The sequence below is a fragment of the Streptomyces sp. TP-A0356 genome (genome assembly GCF_001417775.1).
Lineage (GTDB): Bacteria > Actinomycetota > Actinomycetes > Streptomycetales > Streptomycetaceae > Streptomyces.
Genome location: NZ_BBZJ01000012.1, coordinates 61958 through 76260 on the forward strand (window position 1 = coordinate 61958; position 14303 = coordinate 76260).

The following is a 14303-nucleotide window of genomic DNA, read 5'->3' on the forward strand; positions in this document are numbered from 1 at the left end:
CCGTTCGGCGGTGCCGAGTTCGACCTCGGCAACCCCGCCGACCGACCAGACCCAGCGCCCTACCGGACGAAGCGGAAGGTGTCGGGCCTGACGCCTTCCGCAGCGCGCGGTTCGGCGCGCCCGTCATGGTTGGCCAGGCGCGCGAGGAGACCGAATCAGTTCACCTGGAACGTCGCCTCGACCGGGTAGTGGTCGCTGGGGGCGTTGGTGTCGACCTGGCCGGGGGTCCAGCCGGGCTGCGGGTCGATGTCCACCCTGACAGTGGACATCGCGGCCGGCGTCGGGCGACCCGGCGCGTTCAGGTAGCCGATGTAGTCCAGGTCGTCCCGGTAGTCCTTGGGGAACGTCTCGACGCCGGCCATGTACTGGCACCAGGCGGAGACCGGGCAGTCCATGGTCCGCAGGGTCTGGCCCGGGTCGGTGGCCGGGGTGCCGAGCACACCGTTCGCCGCGCTCTGGGCATTGGCGTAGTCGCCGCGCGACCGTCCGCCGTAGTACTCCACGTTCAGGTCTCCGCCGATCAGCACCGGCGCACTCGAGCCGGCGATGCCGTCCACCCAAGTCCCGATCTCCTTGAGCTGGGCGAGCCGGGTGGACTGGGTGGTGTCGGTTGAGGTGCCGGACTCGTCGGCCTGCAGGTGGGTGCCGACCACCCAGCTCTTCACGCCTCCCTTGTCGATCTGCACCAGCGCCGCGCCCTTGTTGGCGTGGTAGTCCCAGGTGCCGATGGTGGAATTGCTGAAGATGTGGGCGTATTGGGCGGTGATCGGGTACTTGGAGAGGATCATGGTGCCGCCGTTGATGACGAACCACGAGTTGGAACAGGCACCGCTGATGCCGGTCCAGCCGCCGCCGGAGCAGCTTTGGCCCACCACCGGGGTCCGGTAGGGGTAGAGGTCGGCGAGCTTGCCGGTGATGTCGGCGGTCGAGCCGTTGTTGAAGTCCTCGTCCAGCACCACCACGTCCGCGCCGTGCTTGCGGATGATCGACTCGATGGCAGGGGTGCGCTGGGCCGCCTTCTCGTTCTGGGTGCTGTCGACGATCGGGGTGGCGAGGTCGACGTTCCAGGCGAACACCGAAAGGTCGGTGCCGGTGGCCGCGCTCGCGCGGGGGGCCGCGTAACCGCTGGAGCCGAGCAGCGCAGCGGCCGCCGCGGTGGAGGTGAGTGCGGCAGCCGTACGACGGGAGACCATGCGCTCTCCTGGTGAAAGTAGGGGTGGCCCCTGGCCTGTGGTCAGCCGTCAGGGCGCGTACATGACAGCAGGACCTTAGCTACCTGCCCGTACGGATGGGGGAACGCCGATCGATCGGCGCGTGGAGAAAAGGTGTCTGGACAAGTTGGGCCTGACGCGGGCGGATTCAGCCAGCCGGCGCCGCAGGCAGCCTGCCGGGCGTCACGTGCCGAACAACGCGCTGACCGGCACGTAGAGCGGCGGCGGAGACTCACGGCCCGTCCCCGTTCGCGGCGTCGACCCGGTCCGCCGTCGTCCACACATTGCGGGCGTGGGCGTCCGGGCACCCGGCCGTACAAGCCGGCGCCGACGTGGCCAGGCTGCGGCAGGCGCGGCAGGCGCGGCAGGACGCGGCAGCGGCCCGGCGCGCCAGATGGTGCGCCACATCCCCCCGTGTCGGTGCGGGTCGGGGACGAGGTGGCGGTCACGTTGCACGGCTCGCCCGCCTACGGATGGGCTCCGGTGGATGTCGCCGCCGGGCTGCTGGAGGTGGTCGAGGCGGGGGCCCCGGACGGAACCGCCCGGGCCCTCGTGCGCGCGGTGGGGCCCGGAGGCGGAACTGCGGTCGACGTCGTCGTTTCGCCCGGGGACGGGTTCGGTCCGCAAACCGGGTACTGCTTGCGGACGGGGCGGACGGGGCGCTGGGGGATGTCGTTGGACGCCGTCGTGTGCGGATGGGTTCCCGGTGCGCGGAGGAGCACGCGGCCGTCTCATTCGATGCGGGGATTCCTCCGTCTCCGATACACCGATGTCGCCGATGCACCGATATCTCCGATACACCGATACAGGGGAATCCCTGTGTCTCTACTGTCAGTTGACTGTTCCTCGTAAATTCTCGGTTGCCTGGCGTGATACCGCCGCCGCCCGTCTTGTTGCGTGTCATGTCCGGTGCAAGTATCCCGGATTGCGAACACGCGCTCCTTCGGCGTGAACGTCCTTCTCCTCGCAGTGCTGGGTGATCTCCAGCTACCCGAAAGGATGTTCAGTGTCCCGTCCCAGACGCAGACGCGGCCGGACAGCCACGCACCGCGGTCCTGACCGCGCTCCCCGCCCTCTGGCTCTCGGCTCCCGCAGCCCACGCCGCGCTCCCCGCCCTGGGCTCGGATTCCCCAGCGGCTCATCGCTCGGCCGACACCGGCCCCGCGGTCGTCACGGCCGGACACAGCTACACCCCGACGCTCATCGGCCACGACGACGACTACCCGGGTGATGCCACGTACACCCTCTACGACGACGTGATCCTGCCCTGATCCACATCGGGCAAGGGAGCTGTTCCTGAACGTCGTTCCCCGGGGTGGACCGTCGGCTGTGCGTCGGGGCGTCCACCCCACCCCCACACCCCCATCGACCACAAGGGGTCTCCTCATGTCGCGCACCACTGTCCGCAGATCCGTCGCGACCGCCACCACCGCCCTGCTCTCCTTGGGCGGACTCCTGCTCGCCTCGCATCCGGCCCTGGCCGACGTCTCCAACGGCGGCTTCGAATCGGGCAGCCTGACGGGCTGGACCACCGCGGGCACAACAGCGGTGGTCAACTCCGGCGCCCACACGGGCACCTACGCCGCCCGCGTCGGCGGCACCTCGCCCACCAACGGCGACTCCTCCATCGCCCAGACCTTCACCGCGCCCACCGGCGCCAGTCAGCTGTCCTTCTGGTACAACGTGACATGCCCGGACACGGTGACATACGACTGGGCCACCGCCACCCTCGCCGACACCACGGCCGGCACCACGAGCACCGTGCTGGCCAAGACGTGCACCAACGGCCAGGGTTGGAAGCAGGCCACCTCATCCGTGACCGCCGGCCACAACTACACCCTCACGCTCGTCAGTCACGACGACAACTACGCGGGTGACCCCACCTACACGCTCTACGACGACGTCGCCTTCACCACCGCCGCTCCGCCGCCCGGGCTCACCCAGGTGAGCACCGACCCGTTCACCAACGCCTCCAGCCAGCACGCCACCGAACTGGAACCGGACACGTACGCCTGGGGCAACACGATCGTCGCCTCCTCCCAGGTCGGCCGGTTCACCGACGGCGGTGCCTCCGACATCGGCTGGAACACCTCCTCCGACGGCGGTACGACCTGGCAGCACGGCATGCTCCCCGGCATCACCACCTACCAGGGCGGCGGGAGCTGGGCACGCGTCTCCGACCCGGCCGTGGCCTACGACGCCAAGCACGGCACCTGGATGGTCGCGGGTCTGGTGATCGACTCCAGTGTCAACGGAGCGGGCGTGACGGTCAGCCGCTCGACCAACGGGACGAGCTGGCAGAACCCGGTCATGGCGGTCGGCAACGACGGGCGGGGCTATGACAAGGAATGGATCGTCTGCGACAACACGTCCTCCAGCCCGTACTACGGCAACTGCTACATCGAGGTCGACATCACCTCATCGGGCAATGCCGTCGTCATGAGCCGTTCCACCGACGGCGGCACCACCTGGTCCACTCCTGCTTCGCCCTCCGGGAACCCCAGCGGCCTCGGCGGCCAGCCCCTCGTCCAGCCCAACGGCACCGTCGTGGTCCCCTACTCCGCCAACGGCAGCGCCATTCGCGCCTTCACCTCCGCCAACGGCGGCTCCAGCTGGAGCTCCAGCACCCTGATCGCCAACGTCAGCAATCACGCCGTGGCCGGGAGCCTGCGAGCTGGTGAGGGCCTGCCCTCCGCCGAAATCGACGGCGCCGGGAAGATCTACGTCGCCTGGCAGGACTGCCGGTTCCGCTCTGGCTGCCCCGCCAACGACATCGTCTACGCCACCTCCACCAACGGCACCAGCTGGTCGGCCGTGACCCGGGTCCCGATCGACACCACCACCAGCGGCGTCGACCACTTCATCCCCGGCATCGGCGTCGACCGCGGCACATCCGGCACGGCGGCGAAGATCGGCCTGTACTACTACTTCTACCCGACCGCGAACTGCACGGCGTCCACCTGCCAGCTGGAGGTCGGCTACATCTCCTCGATCAACGGCGGCAGCACCTGGAGCAGCCCGACCACCGTCGCCGGCCCCATGTCCCTGTCCCAGATCGCCGACTCCACCCAGGGCCGCATGGTCGGCGACTACGTCTCCACCTCCGTCATAGCGGGCAAGGCCATCTCGGTCTTCGCCGTCGGCAAGACGCCTGCCAACGGCCAAGCCTTCGACGAGGCCCTTTACACCGCAGGACCCCTCACCGTCACCGGCGGCAGCATCGCCTCCACCACCCGCGGCGCCGCACCCGTCTCCGCACCGAACGGGGCCCCGGACTCCACGCGCCTTCCGATCCGCCACTGAGGCGCCGGAGTTCGCCACGCGGGGTGCGTTCCGGCACGTGCCGGAACGCACCCGCTCCCCACCGCGGGATGGTGCCGCGCGGACACGTAGGGGACCTGGTGACCAACTCGCCGACCACCAGCTGCGCGAGGGCCACCACGCGCGTCGGCACCGTCAGCCGCGCCCGGTCGGGTCCGGGGCAGGTCTGGAGGTGCTGCCGGCGATGATCGAGCGGGCCCAACCCCGGATCACCTGCTGGGCCACTGCCAAGACCTCTACAGCTGGAGCTCCTTGGCGGGCGGCGTTACTGCGGTGAACCGGACGACATCGTCGGCGGCGTCACGCGGTCGACCTCGTCCTTGACGAGCAGGGAGAGCAGGGCGGCCACGCTCAGACCGGCTTCCGCCGGGTGCCGCAGCACCTTGCCCGGCTCGATGCGGTAGGTGTTCGTGCGCCCTTCGCGCGTGTGGGACAGGTAACCTTCCTGCTCAAGATCAGAAATGATCCGCTGGACGGCGCGCTCGGTGAGCCGGCAGTGGGCGGCTATATCGCGGATACGGACGTTCGGGTCGTCGGCAATGGCCGCCAGCACACGTGCGTGGTTGGTGACGAACGTCCATCCCGTGTGAGATTCAGGCACTCCAACCATGCTGCGATTTTACGGCCCCCTCTTGGCCCCGAGCCAACACATGACATAGATTTCGTGTATGCAGTGACGTGTTCCGGCGGGGAAAGATCCACCGAGGAGGACGGAAGGGTGTCCTGGGAAGAGGCCGTGGTGCCGGAGCGCGTCCACCGGGCGCAGCCCTCGGCAGGGTGCAAGGGACACCCCCTTGCAGCCGCGAGCCTGCCCTACCTCATGACCATCAGCAGCCACCGCGTCCGAGACAGGATGGTCGTGGTGCTGCGCGGCGCGTTCGACCACGTCGCCGGAGAAGAGCTCGAACGCTCGCTGATCAACGCCCTCGAATCCTCCGTCCAGGGGATCGACCTCGACCTGAAGGAAGTCTCCTTCTGGGACTGCGCCACCCTGAACGTCCTGCTCGCCGTGCGCCAACTGGCCTTGCGCCACGGCAAGACGGTGACCTTGCGGGCAACCAGCCCGATCGTGGAACGCGTACTCGAGCTGACCGACACCCTGCCGCTCTTCACTGCCCACGCCAAGTGCTGAGATCGGCTTGCCAGGGACCTGGCCCTGCACCGCTCGTCGGACCGGGACTGACCGGCGCCCGCCGCCCACCACGGGAGGAACTGGTGGGAGTGGCCGGCCTGTGGGAGGCTGCATGAACAACCAGCCTGGTCTGGTGGGAGGCCCCGCGCCGCCCCTGAAGGTCACTCCTGTGGCCGGGGCGCGGTACGGGTTGTCTCGCTCGACTGTGCGCGACCCACGCCGCGCGCTTGATACCCCCTACCGGGGGGTGTGATGGGCTCGACCCCGGAATCGAGGGGCGAACCACCATGAACGACCTCACCGTGATCACACAACAGTACGCCGAAAGCACCGTGATCACCGTAGCCGGAGCAGTAGACCTCAAGACCTGCCCGGCACTGGTACGGGCCACCCTGGTCATTCCGCTCGGCGGCAAGACACTGCAACTGGACCTGTCGCGAGTCTCTTTCATGGACTCCAGCGGCCTGAACCTCCTGCTGCAGCTACGCCGCCGCCTCCTGGCCGAAGGCGGCCGGCTCGTCGTCACCGGCCTCCAGAAGCAGCCCGCGCGCCTGCTCCACCTCACCGAGACCTACGAACTGCTCATCCCCGACACAGCGGGTGACTCCCCCGTCCTCACCGACTGAACAACAGCAGCGCCCGTAACGTCCGCGGCCTGCTGCTGCGTCGGCAGCCCGATGAGGAATTGCCCGACGACCGGGCCCCGCTGGTCGCCCGCCTCCCCACCACCGGCACCCAAGCCCGACCGACCACCGCCCGCACCTCGGCTCGGGGGTGAAGCCCGCGCTGTCGGACAAGCCCTCGCGCCGAGCGCCGGCCAAGACGGTGGTCAGTTGCCGAGGTAGAAACGGATGGTCGTGCCGCTGTCACCGCTCTGCGTACGGACCAGATCGGCCAGGCGGTTGACCATCAGCAGGCCCCGCCCTCCCGGCACGGTGGGCGCCACGGGGCGCCGCCCGGCCAGCGGGTCGGTCAGCCGACCGCCGTCGTGGACCTCGCACACCACCTGACTGCCCTCGGCCCAGATCCGCAAGACGCCCCTGCCCTCGCCGTGCACCACAGCGTTGGTCGTCAGCTCGGCCACCGCCAACGCCAGATCCTCCAGCTGAATCCCCGCAAGGCCCAGCTTCTTGCCGTGTCCCACCGCGAAGTACCGCACCTCGGGCAGCTGCTCGCGGCTGAACGCGCACGCCGCAGCGTCGGGCAGCGCGGGCGGGAGCTGGTTGTAGCGGTTCACGACCTCCCATGGGTCATAGGCGTCGGAGACTCTCTCACCGTGCTCGTCGAGGACGACGGGGTGGGTGGCCCATGCGTCCGCCAGGACCTGCTCCTCCAGTCCCTCCGCGTCGTACGGGCACAAGATGGTCGCCTCACGACTGGTGAACGCCGCGTTGATCAGGGCCTCGTGCTGCACGCACGCCGGGTACTCCGTTGAGGTGCGGCCGGGCCAGATCGGCTCGCCGATGATCCGCACCCGCTGTGTCGGATGGGCATCCGCGAAGCGGCGCAGAACCTGAGGAATGATCCGTCCCGGGTTGCGGCCGGCCTCGGTCATGTCGATGAAGCGCACCTGTCCGGCGTGTTCTGCGAGCTCTTGCCGGATCCACTCCAGTCGGGCCGGGGGCGCCGCCACCGCCACCGGCTCCCCGGCGGACACGCCCTCGAGCAGGAAGGGTACGGTGCCCGCGATGTACTGCTCCTTGTTCCGGTAGAACAGGGCCGGGTGCGCGAATCGCCGGCCGGTCGTCGTCCCTGTCACCGTGCCACCTCGATCGTGCCCAGGGCCGGCCAGAACATCTCCAACAGCCTCGGCATCTGCGCCGGCGGCCGGTGCACGACGATACGTCGCCCCACCGACAGGCCCTGCGCGGTCACCACCAGATCCGTTACTCCCGCGACATCCATGAAGGTCACCCCGGACAGCTCCACGTGGACGGTTTCCTGGCAGAGCCTCGTCAGCACGCCGAGCGCTTCCTGCCACGTGGAGCGCGTGCTCGCGGTGACCTCTCCGGCGGCGCGCAGGCCCGCGGGGTCGGTCAGTGTCTGCACGTCAAGCCGGGCCACGGCAAGGGGCAGGACCACCTGTTCCTCCCTACCGGGTGCCGCGTCGTCACATCTCATACGCACCCCGCTGCCAGCGCTGACAGGCGTGGCCACCCCGCTCGCACATCAACACCCCACACTCCCCAGGCACAGCCACGAACGATCACAGAAGATGCCGCGCCCGAACAGGGGCGCGACAATCAGGCACATCAACGCCGACCAGTATCGCGCATCACCCACGGCCGCCTCCGGCGTACACGCACGCTCTCCACGTTCCCAAGGTCGCGCAAACCTCACCCAGAGATCGGGACCCCAGCCCCAGGCACTGCCATCCTGACTGGCACATGACCTCCTGCGATCGAGCGGGAAGGGCTTTCGACGCAAGAGCCCCCCACCGCCCACAACTGGGCCATCGGCTGCACCGGCACACTCCAGAGCGGCAGCGACGGACAGCTCATGACGTGCTCCCCCTCCAGATGTCCGTGAACCGGTCGAGCAGGTGGGCGGCAGCCGTCACGTCGTGTGTCAGCGGCCGGTCGGCCAGGTCCCCGTCGAGCACCGACTCGGCGAGCTCCAGCGCCCGGCCCACCGGAAGTTCCGGGCCGGGCCGAAGGCCGCGCTGGCGCAGCGCCCGTACGGCGGCGACGAGTTCACAGCCGACCACCAGACGGTACGCACCGCAGGCGCGCAGCGTCTGACGCGCGGCGAGCGAGGCGAAGCTGGCCTGTTCCTCGACGCCCCGGGAGAGTACAGCGTGCCCGAGCGAGGCGGGCGCGGAGAACGCCCGCAGGTCCCCCAGGGCGGCTGCGGCGGCGTACTCCAGGATCATCACGCCGGAGGAGGCGGGCTGGTGGTCGGCGAGGAAGGGGCGCAGCCGGGTGTGGGCGGGCTCGTTCAGGGTGGACAGGCGGGAGGTGGACAGCCGGGCCACCTGGGTCACGGCCAGTCTGAAGTGGTCGAGGGCGAGGGCGAGTTGGGCCTGGTAGAAGCCGCCGTGGTGGTAGGCGGCCATGTCCTCGGGGGAGATCAGCGGGTTCTCGGCGGCCGCGTTGATCTCGACGGCGATGACCTGCTGGAGGGCGTCCGCCGCGTCGTGCGCGGGCCCGTGGATCTGGGGCAGGCAGCGGAAGCCGTAGGGGTCCTGGATGCGGCCCAGCGGTGGCGTCGGGCGGTCGGCGGCGCCGGTCAACTCACGCATGCGTCGGGCGACTTCGGCGGATCCGCGGTGCGGGCGGGCGGCGTGCACGGGTGCGGCGTACGCCTCGTGGGAGCCGTCCACCGCGAGCAGTGAGAGGGCGGCGACGACCTGGGTGGCGCCGATCAGCCCGCGCAGTTCGTGCAGCGCGAGTGCGGCCTGGCCGAGGGTGAGGGCGTTGCTGCTGATGAAGGCGAGGGCGTCGTTGTTGTCCAGGGGCTGGGGTTCCGGCCCCCTGGTGCCCCGCCAGGGGTGCTCCCCGGCGAGCGCCAGACCCGCCTGTGCCAGGGCCGCGATGTCACCCGTCCCCACCGATCCGAACTCGTTGACGGCCGGGTACGCCCCGCTCTCCAGCGCCTCGCACAGGGCCGTGATCACGCTGGGCCGCAGGCCGGCGCCCCCGGCCAGTAGCTGGTTGGCGCGTATGGCGAGCATCGCCCGGACCTGGCGGGCCGGCAGCTCCTCGCCGATCGCACCGGCGTGGCTGCGCAGCAGCCGCAGGCCGTGCCCGGCGGCGGCCTCGGTGGGCACGTCCTCGGTGCGGTTGGCACCGACACCGGTCGAGCGGCCGTAGACGCGGCCGGTCGCCGCGATCCGCCGGGCGGCGTCCCAGGACTCCTCCACCCGCTTCATGGCCTCGGTGCCGGGGACCGGCCGCGCGGCCCCGTCGGCCAGGCGCACGACGTCCTCCACATCGAGACCGGTCCCGTCGAGGACCACCAATCCGGATTGCACGGATTCGGATGCGTCCACCATCCGAGACGACATCAAGCCCAAACTCCCCTCAATGCGGACATCCAATCCTGCCCATCGGTCATCCGTTACCTCGGATTAACACCGACCCGTTGACAAGCTATTCACGCACCCAGAACTCTGCATGACGTTATGCAGCCAGGCAAGGGACATCTCATGATTCAGTTCCACGCGGTCCACAAGCGCTTCCCCAATGGCACGGCAGCAGTTCACGACCTCTCCCTCGAGATGCCCGAGGGCGGCGTCACCGTCCTCGTCGGCTCCTCCGGTTGCGGCAAGACGACCACCCTGCGCATGATCAACCGGATGGTCGAGCCCACCTCCGGCACCATCCGGGTCGGCGGCAAGGACGTCACCCAGCAGGACGCCGCCGAGCTGCGCCGTTCCATCGGCTATGTCATCCAGCAGGCCGGCCTCTTCCCGCACCGCACGGTGCTCGACAACATCGCCACCGTCCCGCTGCTGCTCGGCTGGAACCGCCGGAAGGCACGGGCCCGCGCCGCCGAACTCCTGGAGACCGTCGGTCTCGCCGCCGACGCCGGCAAGCGCTACCCGCACCAGCTCTCCGGAGGCCAACAGCAGCGCGTGGGCGTGGCCCGCGCGCTGGCCGCCGATCCGCCGGTGCTGCTGATGGACGAGCCGTTCGGCGCGGTCGACCCTGTTGTGCGGACTCAGCTTCAGGACGAACTGCTCAGGCTCCAGCAGGAGTTGAGCAAGACCATCGTGTTCGTCACCCACGACATCGACGAGGCCGTCCGCCTCGGCGACCAGATCGCGGTCTTCCGCACCGGCGGCCACCTCGTCCAGTGCGCCTCCCCCGCCGAACTGCTCGCCCGCCCCGCCGACGACTTCGTCGCCGACTTCCTGGGTGCCGAGCGCGGGCTGAAGCTGCTGTCGCTCAAGACCCTCGCCGGCGTCCCGCAGGGCCCGGCCCCGGTGGGCGGCACCTGGACCCTCGCCCTGGACGCGGCCCGCAGGCCCCTGCACTGGGCCTCGAAGGACGCCGGGGACGCCGTACTCCCCGTCCGCCCGCTCAAGGACACCGACTCCCTGCTGTCCGCCCTCAACGAGTCGGTCTCCTCCCCCACCGGCCTGGTCGCCCGCGTCGACGCGGACGGCGTCCTCACCGGTGTCTCGTCCCGGGACGACATCCACGCGCACGCGAGCCGTGCGCACGCCGAAGTGGGCGTGGCCGCATGACGATCGACTGGTCCTGGGTGTCCGACCACACCGGCGACCTCGCGAGTCTCACCCTCTCCCACCTCCAGGCCGCCCTCACCCCCGTCTTCCTCGGCCTGCTGATCTCGCTGCCGCTCGCGGTGGTCGCCCACCGGATCCGCCTCCTGCGCGGCTTCCTCCTCGGCGTCTCCAACGTGCTGTTCACGATCCCGTCGATCGCGATCTTCGTCCTGCTGCTCCCGGTCAGCGGCCTGACCCGCACCACCACCGTGATCGGCCTGACGGTCTACACGCTGGTCGTGCTGCTGCGGAACACGGTCGAGGGCCTCGACTCGGTGCCCGCGAGGACGAAGGAGGCCGCGAAGGCGATGGGCACGCGCCCGCTGCGGACGCTGCTCACGGTCGAGTTCCCGCTCGCGCTGCCCGTGATCGTGGCGGGCGTCCGCATCGCGACGGTGATGTCGATCTCTCTGGTCTCCGTCGCGACCTATATCGGCGACGGTGGTCTCGGCCAGCTCTTCACCGATGGCTTCCAGCGCAACTTCCCGACGCCGGTGATCGTCGGAGTGGTCCTCACCCTCCTGCTCGCCGTCGTCGCGGACGCCCTGCTGGTCGCCCTCCAGTACATCCTGACCCCGTGGCGGAGGCGACGAGCCTGACATGTACGAACTCTTCAAGAACCTCGGCACCTGGCTGAGCAGCGCCGCCCAGTGGTCCGGCCCCGACGGCATCGCCCACCGCCTCGCCGAGCACCTCCAGTACTCCCTGCTCGCCACGCTCATCGCGGCCGCCATCGGCCTCCCGCTCGGCCTGCTCATCGGCCACACCGGCAAGGGCGCGTTCATCGCCATCAACCTGGCCTCCTTCGGCCGGGCGCTCCCGACCGTCGGTCTGGTCGTCCTGGTCTTCCTGGCCGGCGGCCTGTCGATGCTGCCTGTGTACGTGGCGCTGGTCGCCCTCGCCGTCCCGTCGATCGTCACCAACACCTACGCCGGCATGACGGCCGTCGACCCGGACGTGAAGGACGCGGCGCGCGGGCAGGGCATGCGCGGCCCCCAGGTGCTGTTCCAGGTGGAGTTGCCGCTCGCGCTCCCGCTGATCATGACGGGCCTGCGCCTGGCTCTGATCCAGGTCGTCGCCACGGCCACCATCGCCGCCTACGTCTCCTTCGGCGGCCTGGGCCGCTACGTCTTCGACGGGCTCGCCCAGCGGGACCTGGTGCAGGTGCTCGGCGGCGCGGTGCTGGTCGCCCTGGTCGCCGTCGTCCTGGACGTCGCCCTTGCCGGCCTTCAGCGTTTCCTCTTCCGCCACCGCACTGCCTAGGACTCGAACCATGAATCGTCGTGCTCTCCTCGGCGGCCTCTTCGCTGCTGCCTCCGTCCCCGCCCTGTCCGCGTGCGCGGGCGGCATCACCTCCCTCGACGGCCAGGGCAGCGCCACCACCGGCGGCGGCTCCAGCAAGAGCGGAGTCACCATCGGCACCGCCAACTTCACCGAGAACCAGGTCCTCGGCTACCTCTACGCCGCCGTTCTGGAGGCGGCCGGCGTCAAGACCAAGGTCCGCCCCAACCTCGGCACCCGCGAGATCGTCATCCCCGCCCTGAAGGCCGGCGACATCGACCTGCTCCCCGAGTACCAGGGCGCCCTCCTCAACTACCTCGACCCGAGGGCCACGCCCACCGAGGAGGGCGCGATGCAGAACGCCCTCACCCTTGCCCTGCCGGCCGGCCTCCAGGTCCTGCCGTACGGCAGGGCGGAGGACTCGGACGCCTTCGTCGTCACCCGCGAGACCGCGAACAAGTACGGCCTGGCCTCCCTGGCCGACCTGAAGAAGCAGAACGGCAAGCTGGTCATCGGCGCCGCCCCCGAGGTGAAGAAGCGCCAGGTCGGCGCGGTCGGCCTCAAGGACGTGTACGGCGTCGAGTTCAAGGCGTTCAAGTCGCTCGACTCCGATGGCCCACTGGTCAAGGGCGCCCTGAAGAAGGGGGACGTGGACGTGGCGAACCTCTTCACCACCGACACCGACATCAAGGCCAACGACTGGGTGGTGCTGTCCGACCCCTTGCATCTGATCCCCAGCCAGCACATCGTTCCGCTCGTCGCCGACCGCAAGGCCGATGACACCGTCCGCAAGGCCCTTGCCCGGCTCGGCAATGTCCTGACCACCGCCGACCTCACCGAGCTCAACAGCCTGGTCGACAACGACAAGAAGGACCCGGAGGTCGTGGCGAACGCGTACGCGAAGCGGCACGGGCTGGTGAAGTAGCCCACCGAGTCTGCTGGTGAGGGTGAACTCGTCTGCGGAGTTCGGCGGGATGACCGTTACCCGGCCCTCCTTGGGAGGCCGGGCCTCCCAAGGAGGGCCGGGCCCGTGGGCCGTTGTGTCGAGGGGCGCTCAGCGGTGGGAGACCGTGAGTGCGTAGAAACCGACACGGGCACCGTTGGTGGTGCTGTTGGAGGACGACTGGTTGTACGAGCCCGCCTTGAAGTACTGCTTGTAGCTGTTGAAGGACGACGGGATGGTGTAGTGCGTCGTGCTGCCGTTGACCGTCAGGTCGATCGTGTGGCCGCCGGAGACGCCGATCGTGTAGCTCCACGTCTGACCGACCGGCACGTGGCCCACCGTGTGCGGTGTCTGGCCGCCCGAGGGTGAGTTCTCCGTGCCGAGGACGATGTCGCCGTTGGAGTAGTAGTACAGCTCCACCAGCGGCTTGGTGGATGAACCGCCGGTGCCGAGGTGGATCTGCCCGACGCAGACGTGCGACGTCACCGACACCACGCGCAGCTTCGCGCTCATCACGTGGGTGCCACTGAGCGACCAGTCGGCGGGGCTGCCGTCGCGGTTCATCTCGCGCAGTTCGGAACGGGCGTACTTGGAGTTCGGTGTGGTGACGCCCTTCTCCGGTGCCCAGAACGTCATCGCGCCGTCGCGAGGATCGGTGTAGAAGTACGAGTCGTGGTAGCCATTGGCCCCCTGGAGCCGGGACGACGGGATCGTGGTCGGCGAGCCGGGGGAGCCCACCGGCTCCTGGAGCTCCCACACTGACAGGTCGAAGTTGCCGCCGGGCGCGACAGAGGGGTCCAGCCGGCTTCCGACGCCGGGGCTGCTGCCGCCCTGGATGCCGGCGGTGGGGGTCATCTCCGCGATGTGGGAGACGGTGACGCTCGGCGTGGCTGACACGGCCGGGGCTGCGAAGGCCAGGCCGCTGACGGCCGTTGCAGCGACCAGGGAGATTGGCAGTGGGCGCTTGCGCATGTGGTTCCCTCCTGTCGGCTCTGCGGTCTTGCGTCAGATGCGAGCCCTCACGTCCATGTACATGAACATGGGGTGCAATCCTGAATAGCAGGAGACGGTAGGACCATGGCGCCAACGCGTCAACGGCGTGCGCAAGAACTCGGCGAGGATGAGCATCATCGCCGGTGAAGAGCAGGAACTGCCACTGCGGACGGCATAATCACCCAGCCTCCG

The 14303-nt window shown here is 69.5% G+C and carries 13 protein-coding genes; 7 read left to right on the top strand and 6 right to left on the bottom strand.

Annotation, left to right across the window (positions count from 1 at the left end; all coding sequences use genetic code 11):
* Nucleotides 1-155: 155 nt before the first annotated feature.
* Nucleotides 156-1193, bottom strand: coding sequence for a sphingomyelin phosphodiesterase (locus tag ASC56_RS00385; protein ID WP_055489085.1), 1038 nt, complete (start codon nucleotides 1191-1193; stop codon nucleotides 156-158).
* Between the two features lie 1404 nt (nucleotides 1194-2597).
* Here ASC56_RS00385 and ASC56_RS00390 point away from each other — a divergent pair.
* Entirely contained in the window at nucleotides 2598-4514 is a 1917-nt protein-coding gene (locus ASC56_RS00390) for an exo-alpha-sialidase (RefSeq protein ID WP_234376790.1), read from the top strand.
* Between the two features lie 283 nt (nucleotides 4515-4797).
* On the opposite strand, the gene ASC56_RS00395 is transcribed toward ASC56_RS00390, so the two are convergent.
* Nucleotides 4798-5142 (bottom strand): helix-turn-helix domain-containing protein, encoded by a 345-nt coding sequence (locus ASC56_RS00395; protein WP_055489086.1) that lies wholly within the window; start codon nucleotides 5140-5142, stop codon nucleotides 4798-4800.
* Nucleotides 5143-5250: 108 nt separating this feature from the next.
* Between ASC56_RS00395 and ASC56_RS00400 the strand changes: the two genes are divergently transcribed.
* Nucleotides 5251-5664 carry an STAS domain-containing protein gene (locus ASC56_RS00400; protein WP_234376791.1) on the top strand — a complete coding sequence of 138 codons (414 nt, stop codon included), beginning with the start codon at nucleotides 5251-5253 and terminating at the stop codon, nucleotides 5662-5664.
* Between the two features lie 287 nt (nucleotides 5665-5951).
* On the top strand, nucleotides 5952-6290 hold the full coding sequence (locus ASC56_RS00405; protein WP_055489088.1) for an STAS domain-containing protein: 339 nt from the start codon (nucleotides 5952-5954) through the stop codon (nucleotides 6288-6290).
* A gap of 203 nt (nucleotides 6291-6493) precedes the next feature.
* Here ASC56_RS00405 and ASC56_RS00410 read toward each other — a convergent pair whose 3' ends face one another.
* The 3 genes from ASC56_RS00410 to ASC56_RS00420 all read right to left on the bottom strand — a co-directional run bounded on the left by ASC56_RS00410 (nucleotide 6494) and on the right by ASC56_RS00420 (nucleotide 9670).
* Nucleotides 6494-7423: an anti-sigma factor RsbA family regulatory protein gene (locus ASC56_RS00410; RefSeq protein ID WP_055489089.1), complete on the bottom strand. Its 930-nt coding sequence runs from the start codon at nucleotides 7421-7423 to the stop codon at nucleotides 6494-6496.
* Nucleotides 7420-7746 (bottom strand): STAS domain-containing protein, encoded by a 327-nt coding sequence (locus tag ASC56_RS00415; RefSeq protein ID WP_234376792.1) that lies wholly within the window; start codon nucleotides 7744-7746, stop codon nucleotides 7420-7422. Before ASC56_RS00415 ends, ASC56_RS00410 begins: the two co-directional genes overlap by 4 nt.
* Nucleotides 7747-8161: 415 nt before the next feature.
* Nucleotides 8162-9670, bottom strand: coding sequence for an aromatic amino acid ammonia-lyase (locus tag ASC56_RS00420; protein ID WP_107309142.1), 1509 nt, complete (start codon nucleotides 9668-9670; stop codon nucleotides 8162-8164).
* Between the two features lie 141 nt (nucleotides 9671-9811).
* Between ASC56_RS00420 and ASC56_RS00425 the strand changes: the two genes are divergently transcribed.
* From ASC56_RS00425 to ASC56_RS00440, 4 genes are read left to right on the top strand one after another with little or no spacing between them, the layout of a single operon-like run.
* Nucleotides 9812-10855: an ABC transporter ATP-binding protein gene (locus tag ASC56_RS00425; RefSeq protein WP_055489090.1), complete on the top strand. Its 1044-nt coding sequence runs from the start codon at nucleotides 9812-9814 to the stop codon at nucleotides 10853-10855.
* Nucleotides 10852-11493 carry an ABC transporter permease gene (locus ASC56_RS00430; protein ID WP_055489091.1) on the top strand — a complete coding sequence of 214 codons (642 nt, stop codon included), beginning with the start codon at nucleotides 10852-10854 and terminating at the stop codon, nucleotides 11491-11493. Before ASC56_RS00425 ends, ASC56_RS00430 begins: the two co-directional genes overlap by 4 nt.
* A 1-nt stretch (nucleotide 11494) precedes the next feature.
* On the top strand, nucleotides 11495-12157 hold the full coding sequence (locus ASC56_RS00435; protein WP_055489092.1) for an ABC transporter permease: 663 nt from the start codon (nucleotides 11495-11497) through the stop codon (nucleotides 12155-12157).
* A gap of 10 nt (nucleotides 12158-12167) precedes the next feature.
* Nucleotides 12168-13100, top strand: a complete 933-nt coding sequence (locus ASC56_RS00440) for an ABC transporter substrate-binding protein (protein ID WP_055489093.1) — start codon at nucleotides 12168-12170, stop codon at nucleotides 13098-13100.
* A 129-nt stretch (nucleotides 13101-13229) separates the two neighbouring features.
* Here ASC56_RS00440 and ASC56_RS00445 read toward each other — a convergent pair whose 3' ends face one another.
* A complete protein-coding gene (locus tag ASC56_RS00445; protein WP_055489595.1) occupies nucleotides 13230-13973 on the bottom strand; it encodes a polysaccharide lyase family 7 protein in 744 nt (247 codons plus the stop codon).
* Nucleotides 13974-14303 lie beyond the last annotated feature (330 nt).

Coding starts and splice junctions, on each gene's coding strand:
- ASC56_RS00420 (WP_107309142.1), bottom strand. CDS start 9,670: ATGTCGTCTCGGATGGTGGACGCATCCGAATCCGTGCAATCCGGATTG.
- ASC56_RS00430 (WP_055489091.1), top strand. CDS start 10,852: ATGACGATCGACTGGTCCTGGGTGTCCGACCACACCGGCGACCTCGCG.
- ASC56_RS00390 (WP_234376790.1), top strand. CDS start 2,598: ATGTCGCGCACCACTGTCCGCAGATCCGTCGCGACCGCCACCACCGCC.
- ASC56_RS00445 (WP_055489595.1), bottom strand. CDS start 13,973: ATGACCCCCACCGCCGGCATCCAGGGCGGCAGCAGCCCCGGCGTCGGA.
- ASC56_RS00440 (WP_055489093.1), top strand. CDS start 12,168: ATGAATCGTCGTGCTCTCCTCGGCGGCCTCTTCGCTGCTGCCTCCGTC.
- ASC56_RS00395 (WP_055489086.1), bottom strand. CDS start 5,142: ATGGTTGGAGTGCCTGAATCTCACACGGGATGGACGTTCGTCACCAAC.
- ASC56_RS00405 (WP_055489088.1), top strand. CDS start 5,952: ATGAACGACCTCACCGTGATCACACAACAGTACGCCGAAAGCACCGTG.
- ASC56_RS00435 (WP_055489092.1), top strand. CDS start 11,495: ATGTACGAACTCTTCAAGAACCTCGGCACCTGGCTGAGCAGCGCCGCC.
- ASC56_RS00385 (WP_055489085.1), bottom strand. CDS start 1,193: ATGGTCTCCCGTCGTACGGCTGCCGCACTCACCTCCACCGCGGCGGCC.
- ASC56_RS00425 (WP_055489090.1), top strand. CDS start 9,812: ATGATTCAGTTCCACGCGGTCCACAAGCGCTTCCCCAATGGCACGGCA.